The sequence below is a fragment of the Nonomuraea sp. NPDC048881 genome (assembly GCF_040649795.1).
Taxonomy (GTDB): Bacteria; Actinomycetota; Actinomycetes; order Streptosporangiales; family Streptosporangiaceae; genus Nonomuraea.
Map to the genome: position 1 here is coordinate 143,714 of NZ_JBEZGC010000015.1, position 18,503 is coordinate 162,216.

Sequence of the window (18,503 nt, forward strand, 5' to 3'; positions counted from 1 at the left end):
TTCGCCCTCGCGTCCTTCGTCTCGAACCCGGGATGCGGATGAAGGGTTCCCCGGGACGCCTCAATGTACTAATTTGTCAATCGGCATGACAAATGGCAGGGAGGCAGCATGAGTTACACCCCCACCCCGGAGGACCGGTTCAGCTTCGGCCTGTGGACGGTCGGCTGGGAGGGAAGGGACCCCTTCGGCGAGGCCACCCGGCAGGCCCTCGATCCCGCCGAGACCGTGCGACGGCTCGCCGGTCTCGGCGTCTACGGCGTGACGTTCCACGACGACGACCTGATCCCGTTCGGCTCCTCCGACGCCGAGCGCGAAGAGCACATCAAGCGGTTCCGCAAGGCCCTGGACGAGACCGGTCTCGTCGTCCCCATGGCCACGACGAACCTCTTCACCCAGCCCGTCTTCAAGGACGGCGCCTTCACGGCCAACGACCGGGACGTGCGCCGCTACGCGCTGCGCAAGACCATCCGCAACATCGATCTCGCCGCCGAGCTCGGCGCGAAGACGTACGTCGCCTGGGGAGGCCGCGAAGGCGCGGAGAGCGGCGCCGCCAAGGACGTCCGCACCGCGCTGGAGCGGATGAAGGAGGCCTTCGACGTGCTCGGCGCGCACGTCGTCGAGCAGGGCTACGACATGCGTTTCGCCATCGAGCCGAAGCCGAACGAGCCGCGCGGCGACATGATCCTGCCGACCATCGGACACGCCCTGGCCTTCATCGAGCAGCTGGAACGGCCCGACATGTACGGCGTCAACCCCGAGGTCGGCCACGAGCAGATGGCGGGCCTGAACTTCCCGCACGGCATCGCCCAGGCCCTGTGGGCGGGCAAGCTCTTCCACATCGACCTCAACGGCCAGAACGGCATCAAGTACGACCAGGACCTGCGCTTCGGCGCCGGTGACCTGAGGGCCGCCTTCTGGCTGGTGGACCTGCTGGAAACCGGCGGCTACGACGGCCCCCGCCACTTCGACTTCAAGCCGCCGCGGACCGAGGACATCGACGGCGTCTGGGCCTCGGCCGCCGGCTGCATGCGCAACTACCTGATCCTCAAGGAGCGGGCCGCGGCCTTCCGCGCCGACCCGGAGGTGCAGGAGGCCCTGCGTGCCTCACGCCTGGACGAACTCGCGCTGCCGACACTGGGCGAGGGCGAGACCGTGGCCGACTTCCTCGCGGACCGCTCCGCCTACGAGGACTTCGACGTGAAGGCCGCCGCGGAGCGCGGGATGGCGTTCGAACGCCTGGACCAGCTCGCCATGGACCACCTGTTGGCTGCGCGAGACTGAGACGCTCGACCCCGGTCCGGCCATCTCGAAGCCGGGATGGCCGAACCCGTTGCCTGGGCTGCCGCATGGCAGCCACTTGACCGCCGCCGTCAGCCGGCACGGTCGAGGACGTTCGCGCGAGCCTCGGCGTACCGCTCGCGGATCGCCGGCACGGCGTCCGCCTCGTGCGTCTCAACCTGCCCGACCGTCCACGACGGCGGCTGCCGCCCGCCCGACAACACCCAGGCCGCCTGGCGGGCGGCACCGTCGGCGACGTACTCGCCCAATGGTGGGACGAGCACGGGGCGGCCGAAGACCATGGGCGCGATCCGGCGCACCGCCTCGGAGCGGGCGCCGCCGCCGACCAGGATGACCCGGTCGACCGTCGTGCCCTGCGCGATCATCGCGTCCAGCCCGTCGGCGAGTGCGCACAGCATGCCCTCCACCGCCGCGCGGGCCAGGTGGGCGGGGGTCGAGGTCCGCAGGGTCAGGCCGTGCACGGCTCCGGTGGGGTGCGGGCGGTTCGGGGTGCGCTCGCCTTCCAGATAGGGCACCAGGACCAGCCCGTCGGCGCCCTGCGGGGCGGACAGTGCCAGCTCCGACAGCTCCGCGTGGTCCACGCCCAGCATGGTCGCGGCGGCGTCCAGCACCCGAGCGGCGTTCAGCGTGCACACCACCGGCAGGAACCGGCCGGTCATGTCGGCGAATCCGGCCACGATCCCGCTCGGGTCCGCAGCCGGCAGGTCGGAGACGGTGGACACGATGCCCTCTCCCCGGGCGTCGACCGGCACAAGGACGACCTCGCCCGACACGCCCGCGGCAGGAGCCGACGGGCTCGGCCACGCCGCTAGCGCACACAGGGCGCAGTCCGGCACCAATGCATCGCCCGCATGACGACATTCGCATCTGTCGGACGGCCCGCGCGCGGACGGCGTCCCTGCTGCTGTCCGATGAAGGCCGACCGTCGTACGCCCGCCCTGGTTCTTCCGGCAGGTGCGCGATTCATCCCGGTTCGGCCATGGGGCATAGGCCGTGCGGCATGGGGTGCGGCTGGTTCAGGTGAATGTCAAGCCTCGGGAGCCACCCCGGCCGCCACGGCCAGCACCCGCGCCGCGCAGATCGGCACAGTCTTCGACCAGACGCCCGCGTGGGTGACCCAGCGCATCGGGACATCGAACTTCGGCAACGTCTGGTCACCCGAGATCACGTACTTCAACAACCGGTACCACCTCTCCTGCTCCGTCGCCCGTTCCACCCCTCCTGGGCGGCCGTGCTCGGCGTCGCCGCCGCCACGAACGTCGAAGGTCCCGTCGGGGGCGAGCCACGGGTCGACGCCGTCACCGGTGATCCACTCGGCCTCCGGGTGCGCGGCGGCCCACGCTTGTACGGCCTCGCGGACCTCCTCGACGCTCGCGCCCCCCGGACCTGGACGTCCCGCAGCCCCATGCCACCGGCCAGAGGGTGGACGTGCCCGTCGCCGAACTCCGGTGAAGACGATGTCGGCGTTCATGAGTCTGGCGTCACCCTCCGCTACCATAACTGAAAGGCGTTCAGTTTTGAGCAATATAAGGGCCCGGCAGACGTCTCGGGAAGAGCTTTAGTGAATGCCATTCGGTAAGTCTCCGGAACCCCTTCGGTCTCCACCTGCTTGAACTGCTTCGCGTCGCCCAGAGTTATCCGCCCCCCTTGCACCTTTCGCCGTCACACAGCACACCCTCCAGCATTCGCTGTACGTTTTGTACACGGCATCCGCCTGCCGTTCATAGGTTTCTGGCACGGGTCCAGCGAGCCTCGTGCACACGTTCAGCCCAGTTGCGCTGTTCCATGAACATTTGGCGCCGGGAACTTTGGCGGCCCGATCTCTGACGCGCGTGCTCAATTCACCGAGGCTGAGGTTGTCCGGCTGTTTGCGAGGAATACGAAGAGATCCATCGGCACTCCGAACACCGCCGACGCCGCGGTGGTGAGGTTTGCCCCTCCACAGTCGGGCATGTTGGTTATCAGGCCGCACAACTTCAGCTTCTGTTTCTCCCACTACCGCTTTATCAGCTTCTGCAGGCGCCGGTCCTGAGGCCGTTGAACGCGTCGGTGCAGCGGCCGTCGATGGGCCGGGGTCTCGGTCGCCGGGCGGCCTGGTCGGACGGGCTGTACGCTGCACCGGGGCGTACCGGCCGCTGCCGTTTTCGCTCTCGTCGGGATTCTTCGTTTCGGCGTGTAATCCACGCCCTCCTCCGGGGACTTCTGTTCGTGGACCATCCCCAGCAACGCTTCACCGAGCTCTACGACCGGCACTACCGGAACGTCCTCGGCTACGCGCTCCTGCGCGCCGAGCGGCAGGCCGCCGAAGACGTGGTGAGCGAGACCTTCCTGATCACGTGGCGACGGCTGCGCGAGGTCCCCGACCCCGTGTTGCCGTGGCTGCTCGGCGTGGCCCGGAACCTCCTGCGCAAGCAGCAGGACTCCGGGCTGCGCGGGCGTGCGCTCGCCGCTCGGCTCGCCGATCTCGCCCCCGCGCCGGAGGGCGACGTCGCCGACCACGTCACCGGGCGGGCGACCGCGCTCGCGGCCCTCGCCGAACTCGGCGACAACGACGTCGAGGCCCTGGTCCTGGTGAGCTGGTACGGGCTGACCCCTGCCGAGGCCGCCCGCGTCGCGGGCTGCACCGTCAAGGCGTTCAACGTCCGCCTGCACCGTGCCCGCCGCCGCCTTTCGGAAGCGCTCGACCGTGACGCACTCACCCTGGAGGAACAGCGATGACCCCCGACGACTTCATGCTCAGCCTGCGGCCCGACACTCTGACCGAGGAGAGCCACCGGCTGCGCCGCGAGCGTGACCTGTCGGCCGCGTTCTCCGCGTACAGGCGGTCCCGCTCGCCACTGACGGCGCGCCTGGTCAAGACCGCGCTCGGGCTCGCGGCGGCGGCCGCGGTGGGCGTGCCGTACGCGATCAGCAGCGCACCCGCCGCGGCGCCCCGGGTGGCGAAGAGCTCCGCACCCGCCGGGTCCCGCTCGACGGCCGGCCCGGTCGCGACGGTGGACGCCCGCTCGTTCCTGCTGGCCGGCGCCGAGACCGTCGCGCGCACGCCTGCGGCCACGGCCCGCTACTGGTTCGCCAGCACCCGTACGTTCGACCCGGTGAAGGGCGGCGGCGTGCTGGCGGTCACCGACGAGGTCTGGAGCGCTCCGAGCGGCGGCCGGCTCGTGACCGGGAAGGACGCCGCCTACCTCCCGGCCCGCCCCGGCGCGAAGCTGCCGAAGGAGAAGACCGTCGACCACGGGCCGATGGTTCTCCAGACCGCGATCGGCGGCGCGCGCGTCACCGACGAGAGCATGGCCGATCTGCCCGGCGGTCACGAGGCGCTCGACGCGTGGCTGCGCGAGGCCTATCGGGGCGCGGGCAAGGGGCTGCCCGCCGAGGCGGCCGCGGAGGCGCGGGCGGAGTCGTACCCGTCGTTCGTCCTCGGCGCCGCGCGCTACCTGCTCGACTCCCCCGCGACCCCGGCCACCCGCGCCGCCATCCTGCGGATCCTCGCGGCGCAGCCGGGGCTGACCATGAAGCAGGACGTCACCGACCCGACCGGGCGGACCGGCGTCGAGATCGGCCTGCGTGACGGCGACTTCCGCCTCGTCATCGACCCCACGGGGGCAAGGCTCCTGTCCTTCACCTACACGGGACCGAGCAGCCCCGAGAAGTGGAGCGGCACCTCGGTGCGGGCGGCCTCGGTGAGCGGACGCCAGGTCGCGATCCTGTCCTCGGGCTGGGTGGACTCCCTGGGCGCCCGTCCCTGACCGGAGCGATCAAAGCGAAGGCGGCAGGCCCGGACGTCGTCCGACGTCCTGGCCTGCCGTCATCCGAGCACGGACGTCAGCCGCACGGGACGCTGTAGTCGCGCGTCTGCGAGCTGACCGTGCCGTCGGAATCAAGGATGTCCAGCCGCCATTCCCCTGATGCGCCGTTGGGGGCCGCCCCCGTCTTGGTGACGTTCTGCCGTTCTTGTTGATGAACGACATGGGCTTCCACGGGTCGCGGACCCCACTTGCCCTGGCAAGCTCTTCCCTTGGGTCCAGGCGTAGGACACTCCGGTACGTGACAGCGCCCGCGGGAAGCGCTCCTCGTCGCGCCGATGCCGGGCGATGAGGTTGGTCGCCATGCCGTACAACCACGGCAGGGCCAGCCGTTGTGTGTGGTCGTAGGCCACGCGGCAGCGAAAGGCGGTCAGGAACGTCTCCGCCACGATGTCGTCGGCCGCCTGAACGCCCAGTCGCCGGGCGACATAGCGGTGGATCTGCTCGACGTAGCGGTCGAACAGTCCAGCGAACCGCTCGGGTTCGTGCTTGTCGTAGCCGACATGGTCGGAGATCTCACCTTCCAAGCAGGCTCCAGAACCAGCTTGGACAGCCGGCTGAGCAGCACGTTCTCACCCACCAACTCCACGCCCTCGTCGCGCGCCTGGTCGACCGGCCGGGCCGCCAACTCCCGATCCGACTTCTTGGCCTTGGGTGCGTCCTCCATGATCAGGAGTCACACCGTCGTTCCTGCACTCCCTCGCGTAGATCCGGGTCGGACAGGTAGCGCAGGAGCGTGACGGTACGGACCGCGCGGCCGAGCCGGCGGAAGGCTCTGTGGAGGCGATTCTTGTGGGAGTGCGTCCCCGGCCCCCACAGAAGTGTTACCGAGGAGATCACGGAGATCGCGGTGCGCGACAGGTCGGTCCAGTGCGTCTCGATCAGCTGCCAGTCGATCGCCTCCTCGCCGAACAGCGAGTCGATGTGCTTAGTTCATCGCGATATTGTCCGCAAAGCTCGTACCAGACCTACCGATGCAGCACACGGACGGCGAGGGCGGCGATGATCTCGGCCACCTCGCCGGAGTGCTTGAGGTCGGCGCCATGGTCTCGGCCCCGCATCACGACGCGTTCGGCATGTGGCAGTACGCCTGCGACGGCTTCAATCCGCTCGGTGAGATGGGCGGGACTGCGGTCGCCGCCCATCAGGACGAGCGGTGTCTTGAGCGCGGAGTAGGCGCCGAGGCGCACGCCGAGCCGGTCCAGCGCTTCCAGGTCGTCCAGTTGGCACCCGACCAGCCTGCGGTAGTGCGGGTGGAGTGCGGTGAACGCGGCAGCCAGCCAGGATGCCGATGGGGGAAGGCCGATGGTCTCGCGGTAGAAGATGTCCGCGGCTCTGCGCACGCTGCCTTCGGCCCACGCCGTACGGGCACGTTGGAGAGCGTGGCCGCCCTCTCCCGACAGGGGCGCATCGATCACGACGGCCGGCTCGAAGATCACGGCCCCGGCGAAGGCAGCGGGCGAGAACGCCAGTGCTTCGAGCGCCACGACCCCGCCGGAGGAGTGCCCGTACAGCACGACGGGCTCGCCCGCTACGCGCGCCAGCGCGAGCACGTCCTCGACCTCCTGGGCGACGGTGCAGGCACCCGCGGCCTTGAGATCGAGCCGATACTGCCTGCGGTGGAGGCGGAGCACCCGGAAGCGATGAGACAGGCGGGCGGCCAGCTTGCGGGTGCGGGTTCCGTCGTCCATGCCCGGTCCCACCAGCACGATCGAGGGCCCGTCTCCTTCATCGTGGGCGCGGACCTGCGTGCCGTCCGCCGAGGTCGTGGTGAGCATCGTCGCCTCTCCTGCCAAGAGTCCCTTAGCACTGCTAAGCTAGCCTTAGCAGTGCTAAGGTGTCAACGATGCATGCGAACAGACGCCCTGGCCTGACCCGGGACATCATCATCGAATCCGGGCTGAGGTTGCTCGATGAGGTTGGGTTGGAGGGACTCACGGTCCGACGACTCGCCGCTGATCTGGGCGTCCGATCCCCCGCCCTGTACTGGCACTTTCGGACCAAGCAGGAACTGCTCGACGGCATGGCCGATGCGATGGTTCAGGGTGCGGGGATGGGGCCGCCGCGCACGGGGGAGTCGTGGCGGGAATGGCTTGAGCGCCGAGCCCGCGCCTACTACGAGAGCCTGCTGGCCCACCGCGACGGCGCCCTCGTGGTCGTCCAGGCCCGGCAGCTGAGCCCCGCGACGATGGTGCGCTTCAACCAGGAGATCGCGGGTCTGGTGGAGCAGGGGTTCACCCCGGTTCTGGCCCTTCACACGATCACGGCGATCAGCCACTACGTGACCGGATGGGCCCTGCAAGTGCAAGGCGCTTCCCCTGCCGGCCAGGTGGAGCAGCCGCCGCATGACCACCTGGAGGCAGTCGTCCAGTTGCTCGGCAGCGACGCCCCCCTCTTGGAGGCGTTCCGCGCGGAGGGCGGCGCCTGGGCGGAAAGCAGCTTCAACCATGGCCTGCGCGTTCTCCTGGATGGCACCGCCGCTGCCCTGTCCCGTCTCGCCGACTGACAGAGGTATGGGCTGATATCCATGGTCACAAGACTGCCCAAGGGAACCAATCAGCCTCCTGATGTCGCAGCATCGGCATCGCCGAGGGCGTGACCTTGACGGAGGCGTCAGAAAGTTGGAGCCACGCCTGGGTGTCGGTGCGTTGAGCTGTCAGGACGGACAGGAACGCGGCGGCGGTGCGGCAGGAGCGCGATCTTGGGGTTCAGGCTCGGTGAAGGTGCGCACCGATTCAAGCGTGCGGGCGGTCAACGCGGTAGATGTAATGCAGGGGAGGGTCGATCGGGTTCTCGGGGGCTATCGCGCCTTCGGCGACGCGGTGCAATCCGGCCTTCTCCAGGGCGCGCCAGGAGTTGCGGTTGGCGGCGACCACGGTGACGATGACGCAGGTGGCGGCGGGGTGGTCGTCCCACGTCCGGGCGATCATCGAGGAGATGATCTGTGGCCCGAGGCCCTGGCCGGTCTGGGTGAGATCACCGATGAAGTAGTCGACGGTCATGGCCTCGGCGGGTACCTCGACCAGGGCGGACAGCGGGCCGAGGTCCTCGGCGTAGTCGTGGATGCGGCACCGCTGGATGATCCCGACCGGCTCACCGTTCAGGAGGGCGACGAAGTCCTCGGCGGGTTCCTCGCCGCGGGCCGTGGGACCGAAGTCGCGTTCCACCGCCTCGGCGGTGGACTCATGCTGCCACCAGCGGTACACGTGCGGCTGCTCCAGCCACTTCCCCAGCAGCGGGAAGTCGAGGGTCTCCACCCGGCGGAAGGTGATCGTCATGAGGTTGCTCCGATGGTGTGACGGCGGTAGTAACGGGCCTGTCGGTCGCGATGCGCGCAAGAGGGGTGGCAGTAGCGACGGCGCTGATGGGCGCGCACGAACAGCAGAGTGCAGTCGGGGCTCGCGCAGCGGCGCAGGTCGTGGACGCGCGGGCCGGAGACCAGTCCGATGCAGCAGTTCGCGATCCGCCCGAACGTGGAGGAGTCGAGCCGCGAGGCGACGGGAGTGTGATCAGCCCAGTCCAGCCGCAGGTAGGTAGGCGCCGCGGCGGCGACGGCGTTGATCGTGTCCAGGGCCGCGGGAGAGGGGGTGGCTTGATCGATGGCAGCCAGAAGGACGTCGCGGACGGCATCGCGCAAGGCGCGAACCTGCACAGTGGCGCCGGCAAGGCCCGGCCCCTGGCCCGGGATCAGTGACAACCACTGGGAGATCGACTCCGGGGTGGCCAGGAAGTCGATGCGGTCCGGGCCGGTGCCGTAGAGGGTGTTGGCGAACTCCACCGAGATGGGTTCGGTGCCGAGGACCGGGAAATCGGCCAAATCCATGGGCTGACGGTAACACATCGCTATTACCGTCAGGAAGAGATTCTTCCTGGCGCGACGATCTATGCCGGCGCGTAGGGAAGAGCCTCGGGAGAGCCAGCCCCAAACGCGGGGGTGGGCGCGCCTGCTGCCGGGCCTCTTCCTCGTCGCACCGAACAGCTGGTTCATGGCAGGGGCGTGGCCGTGCCCGCGTTCCTCGCGAAGCCGGGCTGAGTGATCGGTCAGCCGCTGTTCTTCATGAAGAAGTCCCAGATGACCGGTGGTGCGTCGAGGTCATGTGTTGTCGGGCCGAGTTGGCTTGGGGCTTCGAAGACGCGGTTGGGGACGACGTGGCCGCCGTTGTCGACGGTGTACTGGGTGACGGGAGGCTTGCCGGGCTCTGCATAGCTTCTGACGGAGACCGAGGTGGATCCGGAAGCGGCCTGGTGCGGGAGCTTGGTGTCGTGCGGCGTCGCGGTGTTGCCGTTGAGCTCGGCGAAGTGGGCCGCGGTGTCGGGAGAGGACAGCACCTTGCCGTAGGAGGTGCCGGCCACGACGACGTCGCCACCGTTGTACGGGTCGAGCGGGTCCTTAGTGCCGGTGATCATGAGCATGGGCATCGGGCTCCTGATCGCCGGGCAGACATTGTTGCCCGGCCCTGGGAAGTTCGCCGCGACCGCTGAGATCGCCTTGATCTGGCCGGGCGTCGCCGAGGCCAGCCGGTAGGTCATGTGGCCGCCGTTGGAGTAGCCCATGGCGAAGATCCGGTTCGGGTCGATGTCGTTGGACTCGCGGTACTTGTCGATGATCGCGCGGACGAATCCCACGTCGTCGACGTTCTCGGTGCGGGCGGGGTACGTGGCGTCCGTGCGGCAGTCGTTCCAGTGCCGTCCGTATCCGTTGGGGTAGACGACGACGAACTTCCTGGAGTCGGCAAGCTTGTCGAACTCGTATCCCGTGTAGGCCCGCATGAGCTCGCCGTTCATGCCCGTGCCGTGGAAGGCCAGCAACAGCGGGGCGTTCTTCGGCAGATCCTTGGGAACGAAGGCGACGTAGGAGCGGGTCATGCCGCCGACCCTCACCGTGAGGTTCTGCACCGGAGCGCTCAACCGGGGAGCCTGGGGCGGGTTCGGTCCCAGCAGTTCCTTGTCGAGTTCGGCGTCGTCGGCGGAGGTGCCCGTCGGGCTGGGCTGAGCCGCGAAGATCGCCGCCGGAGCGCCATTGGAGCAAGCCGGCGCACCGATCGACAGCCCCACGACGGCGACTGCGAGCTTGGACGCTCTCATTCCCTCGCCCCTCCTGTCGGACATATCGCCCATAAAGATCCCCGCCTTGCGGTCACCCCAAATCGGACATTCCGTAAACGGTCTTCCAGGAGATGGCCGTAAACACCAGATCAACGACCGCGGAGTGCGAGGGCGGCCACCGCATCGGCGAGCTGCTCACCCGGGCGAGGGCCTCGGGTGAGACGCGGGCGTAGCAGGCCGGCGAGGCGACCGGGGTGTGCCCGGAGTGGGCCGGCAGGGTCGTGGTGTTCGCCGCGTCCTCGGCGGCGTGGGTGAGCGCGGAGTGTCGCAGCTGGTGCAGCGTGTACGGTTCGCCGGGCAGGTCGTTGGTGGCGGTCTCGAAGAGTTCGGCGGCGCGCCGGTAGGACAGCCGGGCCTGGCCGGTGGCGGGGTCGAGGCCGCCAGGCGGCAGTTCGGCGCGGACGCGGCGGCCGGTCAGGAACAGCGGGCCGGTGCGGCGGCCGTCCAGGAGGCGGGGCAGCAGGCGGGCGTTGGCGGTGCGCCAGACGATGACGTCGACGGCGCCGCCCTTGCGCCGGACCCGGGCGCGGCGGTTGCGCAGGCGCTGATCGCCCGCCCAACGGCATCAGCGGGCCGAGATGTCGCCGTCCACCGTTCCGATGTGCTGGTGTGGCTGTTCAGGCCAGGTCGAACGCCAGGGTGAGGGATCACTGAACATCGAGAACCTCGACCTGGCCTACCGCCGCGCCTTGCTCAGGATGGCAGCCCGCCCTGGCGTGGAGCGTTGTTCCCGCGGACGCGTGTGGATCTCCGTTGTTCCGCTGACGAGCGCGGGATCACAGGCTCATGTCCTGCCGGGTGGGGGCCGGTCCAGTGCTGGCCCGCGGAGTCAGGTGGGGCGCCACATCCTCGAAATGCTCGGTTCGCTCTCCGGCGATCACTGCCATGAGGGTGCGCGCGGCGTTCATGCCATAGGCCGGAATGTCCCGGCTCAGTGCGGTGAGCGCCGGCCGGACCACCTGGGAAAGCGGCGAGTCGTCCCAGGCCACGATGGACAGCTCGCCCGGCACGCTCATGTCGAGCTCCTGCGCGACGGACAGACCGGCCACGGCCATGATGTCGTTGTCGAAGACGATGGCCGTGGGCCGGTGCGGTGAGGTGATGAGCCGGCGGGTGGCGCGAGCGCCCTGCTCCCCGGAATAGTCGGTGTGCTCGATCGTCCACTCCTTGACCCCGGCCGCCTGGCAGACGGCGGCGAAGGCGCGGTCACGTATCGCGGTGTGGGCCAGCTTGGGCAGGCCGGCGACCCGGGCGACGTGGCGATGTCCAAGGGCGGCCAGGTACTGCACGGTCTCCCGGATGGCGGCGCCGTCGTCGGACCACACCGCGGGGAGGGAGCCCGACACGGACGGGTGGCCGATGGTGACCGCGGGCATGTGCAGCGATTGGACCACGGGGATGCGCGGGTCATCGGCATGGAGGTCCACCAGGATCGCTCCGTCGATGCGGCCCTCGCCCCACCAGCGGCGGTACAACTCGATCTCCTCGGCGTGATCCCTGGCAACCTGCAACATCAGGGCGTAGGAGTGCATCGACAACGCATCCTCGATGCCGCTGATGAGCTCCATGAAGAAGGGCTCCATGCCGAGGGTGCGCGCGGGCCGGCGAAGGGCCAGGCCGATCGTGCGGGCCTTGGCCCCGTTCAAGGCGCGGGCCGCGCTGTTGGGCCGCCAGCCGATCTCGGTGGCGATGGCCAGGATGCGCGCACGGGTGGCCTCCGACACCCCCGGCTGGCCGTTCAGTGCGTAGGAGACCGCCACCTTCGACACTCCGGCACGCTGCGCGATGTCCGCGATGGTTGGACGCTTCACCGAGGCTCCTTAATTAGTTAAGTAAACCATGGGGAATCTAGCACGCCGAAATCCCCGGTAAACCCGTCGTTGACAACGTTGCCATGCCGCTCCTACATTAGGCGCAACTTACACGGTTAAGTTAACTCCCCCCACACTCTCAGGAGGACACCGTGAAGAGGCGCCGCACGGCCACGGTGACTGTCGTCGCACTCGGCCTGCTGGCCGGTGCCTGTGCGACCAGCACGGCACCCAAGCAGGAGCAGGCCCCGGCGGAGGGTCCGGCCAACCTGACGTTCTGGATGACCGGGTCGGAGGACGAGGCCCTGGCCGTCCAGAAGGCCGCGGATCTCTACACCCGGACCCACCCCGACGTGAAGATCAAGGTCTCGGCGCTGAGCTGGGACGACGGCCACGCCAAAGTCCTGGCCGCGGCCACCAGCAAGACCGGCCCGGACATCGTCTCCGGCGGCCTGTCGTGGGGCATCGAGTTCGGAGCCCTCGGTGGCATGATCGACCTGCGCGACCACGGGTTGCCCGAGGCGATCAAGGCCAAGACCCAGCAGGGCGTCTGGGAGTCGATCACCTCGCGTGACGGCGCCGTGTACGGCACGCCGCTCGACATGACGGTGTACCTCACCTACTACCGTACGGATCTGCTGGAGAAGTCCGGCCTCAAGCCGCCGAAGACGTGGGAGGAACTCACCGCGGCCCTGGACAAGCTCAAGGCCGACGGCGTCAAGGTGCCCTACTCGATGGACTGGGGCAACATCGACTGGCTGCAGTACTTCAACTTCCTGCGTCAGGCCGGCGGCACTCTCTACACACCCGACTGCAGGCCCGCGCTCAACAACGACGCCGGCGTCACCGCGCTGACCTACTGGGCCGACCTCTACAAGAAGCACAAGGCGCCCACCCAGACCGCGGAGACCCCGGCGGCACTGGCCAACGGCGTGGCCATGGTGTCCGGCGGAAGCTGGCAGATCAAGGCCATCGACACCGCCCAGCCGAAGATCAAGGACAAGTGGGCCACCGCCCCGCTGCCCGTCGGCCCGGCCGGCGCCGGCGCCTTCATCGGCGGCCGTATCGCCGGCGTCATGTCCTACAGCAAGCACGCCGCCCAGGCCGCCGACTTCCTGAAGTCCCTCTACACCCCGGAGGCGGTCAAGGTGATCACCGACACCGCCGCCACCAGGGGTGTGCTGTGGATCTCGCCGCTCACCGACAACATCGCCAACCTCCCCGTGACGCCGGACCAGGTGGAGGCCATCAAGGCCGCCTTCGCCTCCGGGTACGGCCCGCCGAACTGCCCGGGCTGGGAGACCAGCCAGGCCGAGGTGACCAAGAAGCTGCAGGAGGTCATCTACGGCAAGGCCGAGCCCAAGGCAGCACTGGACGCCGCCGCGAAGATCATGGAGCAGAACGCCGGCTGATCCGCCCTCGGCCGGTCGTCACCTGGCCCGACCGGCCCGTCCCCACCATCGAAAGGCGATCCGATGGCCACCAAGAGGGGCACTCTCACCTCCGTCGTGATGCTCCTGCCGTTCCTGGCGCTCTTCGCGGGCTTCCTGATCTGGCCGCTGATCAATTCGCTGTACCTGAGCCTCACCGAGTTCAACGGCGTCAAGCCGCCGGAGTTCGTCGGCCTGGCCAACTTCGCGCGCCTGCTGGAGGACGAGCGCTTCCTGCGGGCACTGTCCAACACGCTGGTCTACGTCCTGGCGGCGGTGGCGCTCACCTCGGCGTTCGCGCTCCTGCTCGCGCTGGCCTTCCGCGGCCAGGGCTGGGGCGACCGGATCATGCGCACCGTCTTCTTCCTGCCTTCCGTGACCTCGACGATCGCGCTGTTCCTGATGTGGCGCTGGATCTTCGCCGCGGAGGACTACGGGCTGGCCAACACGGTGTCCGGCTGGTTCGGCGGCGAACCGGTGGCCTGGCTGGCCACGCCGTCGCTGACGATTCCGATCATGGTGTTGATGGCCGTCTGGTCCGGCATGGGCTACGCGATGGTCATCTTCGTCGCCGGGATCAACACCATCCCGGAGGAGTACTACGAGGCCGCGCGGATCGACGGCGCCACTACCTGGCAGCAGTTCACCGGCATCACCCTGCCGCTGCTGCGCCCGGTCACCACCTACGTCGTGATCACCACGATGATCGCGGCCTTCCAGGTGTTCGAGGCGGTCTACATCGTGTTCCGTTCAGTCAGCAACGTCGGCGGCGTCATGGACTCCGGCCTCATGATCGTCCCCTACCTCTACGACCTGGGCTTCACCAAGTTCCAGCTCGGCTACGCCTCGGCGATCGCCTGGACGCTCTTCCTGATCATCTTCGCCATCAGCCTGGTGCAACTGCGCCTCGGCCGGACCACGAAGGAGCTGGGATGACGGCCCTGCACCGGGCGGCCAAGCCTCGCACGCGCATCCGCTGGGCCAAGGCGCCGCTCTACCTGCTGGCGTTCACGATGATCGTGCCGTTCTACTGGATGGTGATCACCGCGTTCAAGCCTGTCTTCGAGATCACCCGCAACCCGCCCTCGTTCGTGCCGCAGAACCCGACGACCGTCGGCTTCAGCGACCCGGACTGGAACCCGGAGGCCGACAACCCCGGTCACGTGGCCGGGCTGTTCCAGCGTTTCACCGAGGTGGACCTCGGCTTCTGGCGCTTCGCGATCAACAGCGTGCTCATCGCCACCGTGATCACCGTGCTGGCGTTGCTGACCGCCTCGCTGGCCGCCTACGTGATCACCAAGCACCGCGTCCCCGGCCGCCGGGTGATCTTCCTGATGATCCTCGGCTCGATGATGATCCCCTGGCAGGCCACGCTCGTCCCCAACTACCTGGTCGTGCGCAACCTCGGGTGGATCGACAGCTACCTCGGCTACATCGTCCCGGCCATCCCCAAGGCGTTCGTCGTCTTCTTCCTCGTGCAGTACCTCCAGTCGATCCCGAACGACCTCATCGAGGCCGCCAGGATCGACGGCGCGGGGGAGTGGCGCATCTGGTGGCAGGTGGTCATGCCGCTGCTGCGGCCGGCGCTCGCCGCCATGTCGATCTTCGTGATGCTCAACGAGTGGAACAACTTCCTCTGGCCGTTGATCATCGTCGAGAGCGATCAGATGGCCAACCTGCCCGTGGCCCTGGCCAGGCTGAACTCCGCCTTCACCGGCGCCCAGCACATGGGCGTGATCACGACGGCCTCGCTGCTGGCCTCGCTGCCGACCGTCGTGTTCTTCCTGCTGTTCCAGAAGCACTTCACCCGCGGCATCGCGATGTCCGGCCTCAAGGGCTGAGACCCGTCCTTAGGAGAAACCACGTTGAGCACTCACCGTCCGCTGCACGACGGCTGGACCCTCTCGGCCGTCTCGGAGGACGTCCGGATCACCGGCGTGCCCGCCGTCGTACCCGGCTGCGTGCACACCGACCTGCTGGCCGCGGGACTGATCGAGGACCCCTACCTCGACGACAACGAGGACCGGCTGGGGTGGATCGGCCGCACGGACTGGCTCTACCGGACCGAGTTCACCTGGGCCGGCGACGGGCACGAGCACACCGACCTCGTCTGTGCGGGGCTTGACACCGTGGCCACGATCACGCTCAACGGCGTCGAGGTGGGCGGCACGGCCAACCAGCACTGCTCCTACCGCTTCCCGGTGCGGCACCTGCTGGTCGAGGGGGTCAACACGCTCCAGGTGCGGTTCGCCTCGCCGTACGGTTACGCCGAGGCGAGACGGGCTGAGCTGGGCGAGCGGCCGGGGGCCTATGCCGAGCCGTACCAGTTCATCAGGAAGATGGCCTGCAACTTCGGCTGGGACTGGGGGCCCACGCTGGTCACCTCGGGCATCTGGCAGCCGATCGGGCTGGAGAGCTGGAGCGGGGCGCGGCTGGCGCAGGTCCGGCCGCTGGTGCACGGCGACGGCCGGGTCGAGGTGCACGTCGTCGTGGCGGGCGCGGGGACGGTCTGCGCCGAGGTGGCCGGGGTGACGGTCTCCGCCGAGGTCGCGGGGGAGGGCGTGCTGCGGCTCCAGGTGCCCGAGCCGCGACTGTGGTGGCCCCGCGGGTACGGCGAGCCGTACCGCTACGACCTGACCGTGCGCCTGGGCGAGCAGGTCGTGCGCAAGCGGATCGGCTTTCGCGACGTGCGCCTCGACCAGACCGGCGGCGCGTTCGCCCTCCAGGTCAACGGCACGCCGGTCGCGGTGCGCGGCGTCAACTGGATCCCCGACGACTGCTTCCCCTCCAGGCTGACGCGCGACCGGCTGGCCACCCGGCTGACCCAGGCCGTCGAGGCCAACGTCAACCTGGTGCGGGTCTGGGGCGGCGGCCGCTACGAGAGCGACGACTTCTACGATCTGACCGACGAGCTCGGCCTGCTGGTGTGGCAGGACTTCCCGTTCGCCTGCGCGGCCTACCCGGAGGAGGAGCCGTTCGCGAGCGAGGTCGAGGCCGAGGCGCGCGAGCAGGTGGCGCGGCTCAGCGCCCGGCCGAGCCTGGTGCTGTGGTGCGGCAACAACGAGAACATCGAGGGCCACGCGGACTGGGGCTGGCGGGAGAGGCTGGGCGAGCTGTCGTGGGGCGCCGGTTTCTACTTCGACCTGCTGCCCAAGGTGGTCGCCGAGCTCGACCCGACCCGCCCGTACTGGCCAGGCAGTCCCTACTCGGGCGCGCCGGACCTGCCGCCGAACGACCCCGGGCGCGGCACGATCCACATCTGGGACGTCTGGAACCGCGAGGACTACACCCGCTACGCCGCCTACCGGCCGCGCTTCGTCGCCGAGTTCGGCTTCCAGGGGCCGCCCACGCACGCGACGTTGCGCGAGGGCAGCACGCAGGAGCCGCCGGCCGGGCACCAGAAGGCGATCGACGGCGAGCAGAAGTTGCTGCGCGGCCTGGGCGAGCACCTGCCGCAGCCGCGCGACTTCGACGACTGGCACTACCTCACCCAGGTCAACCAGGCGCGCGCGGTCGCCTTCGGCATCGAGCACTTCCGCGCGCAACTGCCCGTCTGCATGGGCACGATCGTGTGGCAGCTCAACGACTGCTGGCCGGTCGTGTCGTGGGCGGCGGTGGACGGCGGCGGGCGGCGCAAGCCGCTGTGGTACGCGCTGCGCCGCGTCTACGCCGACCGGTTGCTCACCGTGCGTGAGGGTGAAGTCGTCGTGGTCAACGACTCGGCCGAGGTCTGGTCCGGCGAGCTGGAGCAACACCGGCTGACCTTCGACGGCCGGACGCTGGCCAAGGGCAGTGTCGCCGTCGAGGTGCCGGCGCGGTCCACGGCCGTGGTCCCGCTGCTCGACGGCCCGGACGCCGACCTGGTGGCGATCACCCTGGGTGAGCGGCGCCGGCTGCACTTCTTCGCCGAGGACCCCCGAGCCGGCCTGCCGGTCGCCGCCTACGAGACGCGCGTGACGGCGGAGCCGGACGGGGTGGCGGTCACCGTCACCGCCCGGACCCTGCTGCGGGAACTGGCGCTCTTCCCCGACCGGCTCGACCCGGCGGCCACCGTGGACGAGCAGCTCGTCACGCTCCTGCCCGGCGAGTCGATCACCTTCCACGTGGCCACCGAACGCGAGCTGGACCCGGCTGCCCTGGTCGGCCACCCGGTCCTGCGCTGCGTCAACGAGGCGAGACCATGACCGTGCCGGCGCTGGATCTCGGCGGCACCAAGTTCGCCGCGGCGGCCGTCTCGGCCGATGGCGAGCTGCTGGCCCGCGCTGAGCTGCTGCTCGAACCCGCCGTGTTGGCCGAGCGGACACTGCTGGACGTGATCGAGGCGATCACCCGGGTCGTGCCCGTCAAGACGGTGGAGGAGACGCTGCCCGAGCGTGCGGTGCGCCTGGCCGGCGACGCCCAGTGCATGGCCCTGGGGGAGTGGTGGCGCGGCGGTTCCGGTACCGCACGCGCGATGCTCGGCCTGGTGGTCTCGACGGGCGTGGGCGGCGGCATCGTCCTGGACGGCCTGCCGTACACCGGGCCGACCGGCAACGCCGGGCACATCGGCCACCTCGCCGCAGACCCCGGGGGACCGCTCTGCCCGTATGGCGCGACCGGCTGCGTCGAAATCTACGCCAGCGGTCCCAACATGGCAGCCTGGGCCCGCGACCAGGGCTGGGACGGGCCTGACGCCAAGCACCTGACGGCGAACGCGGCGGCCGGGGACGTCATCGCCACCCGGGCCTTCGAGCGCGCGGCGAGGGCGCTCGCCATCGGCATCCTCAGCTCAGCCGTCCTGCTGGACCTCGACCACGTCGTCATCGGAGGGGGCGTGGCCGCCGCAGGGCCGACTCTGTTCGGCCCGCTCGGGCGGGCGGTGAGGGAGAACGCCGGCTTCAGCTTCCCCCGCCGCCTGCGGGCGGAGCCCACGCGCCTGGGCCGCGACGCCGGACTGCTCGGGGCCGCCGCTCTCGTCCTGAACCCGCCGAGGAGCACACCATGAGACCCGCCGCGCTGACGGCCGGGAACTGGCAGACCGACGCCGGGACCGTCGCGCCCGCGCGCGAACA

18 protein-coding genes and 1 pseudogene are annotated in these 18,503 nt (G+C 69.5%); 10 read left to right on the top strand and 9 right to left on the bottom strand.

Going from position 1 to position 18,503, the window contains the following annotated elements:
* Positions 1-108: 108 nt before the first annotated feature.
* Positions 109-1,281 (top strand): xylose isomerase, encoded by a 1,173-nt coding sequence (gene xylA, locus AB0C33_RS38605; protein WP_358297138.1) that lies wholly within the window; start codon positions 109-111, stop codon positions 1,279-1,281.
* A gap of 89 nt (positions 1,282-1,370) precedes the next feature.
* On the opposite strand, the pseudogene AB0C33_RS38610 reads toward xylA, so the two are convergent.
* Both AB0C33_RS38610 and AB0C33_RS38615 read right to left on the bottom strand, forming a co-directional pair.
* Positions 1,371-2,012 (bottom strand): annotated as a pseudogene (locus AB0C33_RS38610) (FGGY-family carbohydrate kinase); the annotation flags it as partial.
* Between the two features lie 314 nt (positions 2,013-2,326).
* Positions 2,327-2,770 carry a hypothetical protein gene (locus tag AB0C33_RS38615; RefSeq protein ID WP_358297141.1) on the bottom strand — a complete coding sequence of 148 codons (444 nt, stop codon included), beginning with the start codon at positions 2,768-2,770 and terminating at the stop codon, positions 2,327-2,329.
* A 737-nt stretch (positions 2,771-3,507) separates the two neighbouring features.
* Between AB0C33_RS38615 and AB0C33_RS38620 the strand changes: the two genes are divergently transcribed.
* Both AB0C33_RS38620 and AB0C33_RS38625 read left to right on the top strand, forming a co-directional pair.
* Positions 3,508-4,017 (top strand): sigma-70 family RNA polymerase sigma factor, encoded by a 510-nt coding sequence (locus AB0C33_RS38620; RefSeq protein WP_358297144.1) that lies wholly within the window; start codon positions 3,508-3,510, stop codon positions 4,015-4,017.
* A complete protein-coding gene (locus tag AB0C33_RS38625; protein ID WP_358297146.1) occupies positions 4,014-5,048 on the top strand; it encodes a hypothetical protein in 1,035 nt (344 codons plus the stop codon). The genes AB0C33_RS38620 and AB0C33_RS38625 overlap by 4 nt, the downstream gene beginning before the upstream one ends.
* Before the next feature lie 131 nt (positions 5,049-5,179).
* On the opposite strand, the gene AB0C33_RS38630 is transcribed toward AB0C33_RS38625, so the two are convergent.
* The 3 genes from AB0C33_RS38630 to AB0C33_RS38640 all read right to left on the bottom strand — a co-directional run bounded on the left by AB0C33_RS38630 (position 5,180) and on the right by AB0C33_RS38640 (position 6,883).
* Positions 5,180-5,632, bottom strand: coding sequence for a sigma-70 family RNA polymerase sigma factor (locus AB0C33_RS38630; protein WP_358297149.1), 453 nt, complete (start codon positions 5,630-5,632; stop codon positions 5,180-5,182).
* Positions 5,633-5,774: 142 nt separating this feature from the next.
* Positions 5,775-6,029 (bottom strand): Tn3 family transposase, encoded by a 255-nt coding sequence (locus AB0C33_RS38635; protein WP_358297302.1) that lies wholly within the window; start codon positions 6,027-6,029, stop codon positions 5,775-5,777.
* Positions 6,030-6,073: 44 nt separating this feature from the next.
* Positions 6,074-6,883 carry an alpha/beta hydrolase gene (locus AB0C33_RS38640; RefSeq protein ID WP_358297152.1) on the bottom strand — a complete coding sequence of 270 codons (810 nt, stop codon included), beginning with the start codon at positions 6,881-6,883 and terminating at the stop codon, positions 6,074-6,076.
* Between the two features lie 68 nt (positions 6,884-6,951).
* On the opposite strand from AB0C33_RS38640, the gene AB0C33_RS38645 reads away from it, so the two are divergent.
* On the top strand, positions 6,952-7,611 hold the full coding sequence (locus AB0C33_RS38645; RefSeq protein ID WP_358297155.1) for a TetR/AcrR family transcriptional regulator C-terminal domain-containing protein: 660 nt from the start codon (positions 6,952-6,954) through the stop codon (positions 7,609-7,611).
* Between the two features lie 229 nt (positions 7,612-7,840).
* Here the strand turns inward: AB0C33_RS38645 and AB0C33_RS38650 are convergent, their stop codons facing one another.
* The 3 genes from AB0C33_RS38650 to AB0C33_RS38660 form a co-directional block, all read right to left on the bottom strand.
* The gene (locus AB0C33_RS38650; protein ID WP_358297157.1) at positions 7,841-8,383 is read right to left on the bottom strand and encodes a GNAT family N-acetyltransferase; all 543 of its coding nucleotides are present in this window, start codon (positions 8,381-8,383) and stop codon (positions 7,841-7,843) included.
* Positions 8,380-8,928, bottom strand: a complete 549-nt coding sequence (locus AB0C33_RS38655) for a CGNR zinc finger domain-containing protein (RefSeq protein ID WP_358297160.1) — start codon at positions 8,926-8,928, stop codon at positions 8,380-8,382. Before AB0C33_RS38655 ends, AB0C33_RS38650 begins: the two co-directional genes overlap by 4 nt.
* 218 nt (positions 8,929-9,146) lie before the next feature.
* A complete protein-coding gene (locus tag AB0C33_RS38660) occupies positions 9,147-10,190 on the bottom strand; it encodes a dienelactone hydrolase family protein (RefSeq protein WP_358297163.1) in 1,044 nt (347 codons plus the stop codon).
* Between the two features lie 283 nt (positions 10,191-10,473).
* Here AB0C33_RS38660 and AB0C33_RS38665 point away from each other — a divergent pair, with 283 nt between their 5' ends.
* Entirely contained in the window at positions 10,474-10,854 is a 381-nt protein-coding gene (locus AB0C33_RS38665; protein ID WP_358297166.1) for a hypothetical protein, read from the top strand.
* A gap of 133 nt (positions 10,855-10,987) precedes the next feature.
* On the opposite strand, the gene AB0C33_RS38670 is transcribed toward AB0C33_RS38665, so the two are convergent.
* Positions 10,988-12,022 carry a LacI family DNA-binding transcriptional regulator gene (locus AB0C33_RS38670; protein ID WP_358297169.1) on the bottom strand — a complete coding sequence of 345 codons (1,035 nt, stop codon included), beginning with the start codon at positions 12,020-12,022 and terminating at the stop codon, positions 10,988-10,990.
* Between the two features lie 152 nt (positions 12,023-12,174).
* Here AB0C33_RS38670 and AB0C33_RS38675 point away from each other — a divergent pair, with 152 nt between their 5' ends.
* The 5 genes from AB0C33_RS38675 (at position 12,175) to AB0C33_RS38695 (ending at position 18,436) form a co-directional block, all read left to right on the top strand.
* Positions 12,175-13,434: an extracellular solute-binding protein gene (locus AB0C33_RS38675; protein ID WP_358297172.1), complete on the top strand. Its 1,260-nt coding sequence runs from the start codon at positions 12,175-12,177 to the stop codon at positions 13,432-13,434.
* A gap of 63 nt (positions 13,435-13,497) precedes the next feature.
* Positions 13,498-14,388: a sugar ABC transporter permease gene (locus AB0C33_RS38680; RefSeq protein WP_358297174.1), complete on the top strand. Its 891-nt coding sequence runs from the start codon at positions 13,498-13,500 to the stop codon at positions 14,386-14,388.
* Complete coding sequence (locus AB0C33_RS38685) at positions 14,385-15,293, top strand: carbohydrate ABC transporter permease (protein WP_358297177.1); 909 nt, start codon at positions 14,385-14,387, stop codon at positions 15,291-15,293. The genes AB0C33_RS38680 and AB0C33_RS38685 overlap by 4 nt, the downstream gene beginning before the upstream one ends.
* A gap of 24 nt (positions 15,294-15,317) precedes the next feature.
* Positions 15,318-17,636: a glycoside hydrolase family 2 protein gene (locus AB0C33_RS38690; protein WP_358297180.1), complete on the top strand. Its 2,319-nt coding sequence runs from the start codon at positions 15,318-15,320 to the stop codon at positions 17,634-17,636.
* Positions 17,633-18,436 (top strand): ROK family protein, encoded by an 804-nt coding sequence (locus AB0C33_RS38695; protein WP_358297182.1) that lies wholly within the window; start codon positions 17,633-17,635, stop codon positions 18,434-18,436. The genes AB0C33_RS38690 and AB0C33_RS38695 overlap by 4 nt, the downstream gene beginning before the upstream one ends.
* Positions 18,437-18,503: the final 67 nt, after the last annotated feature.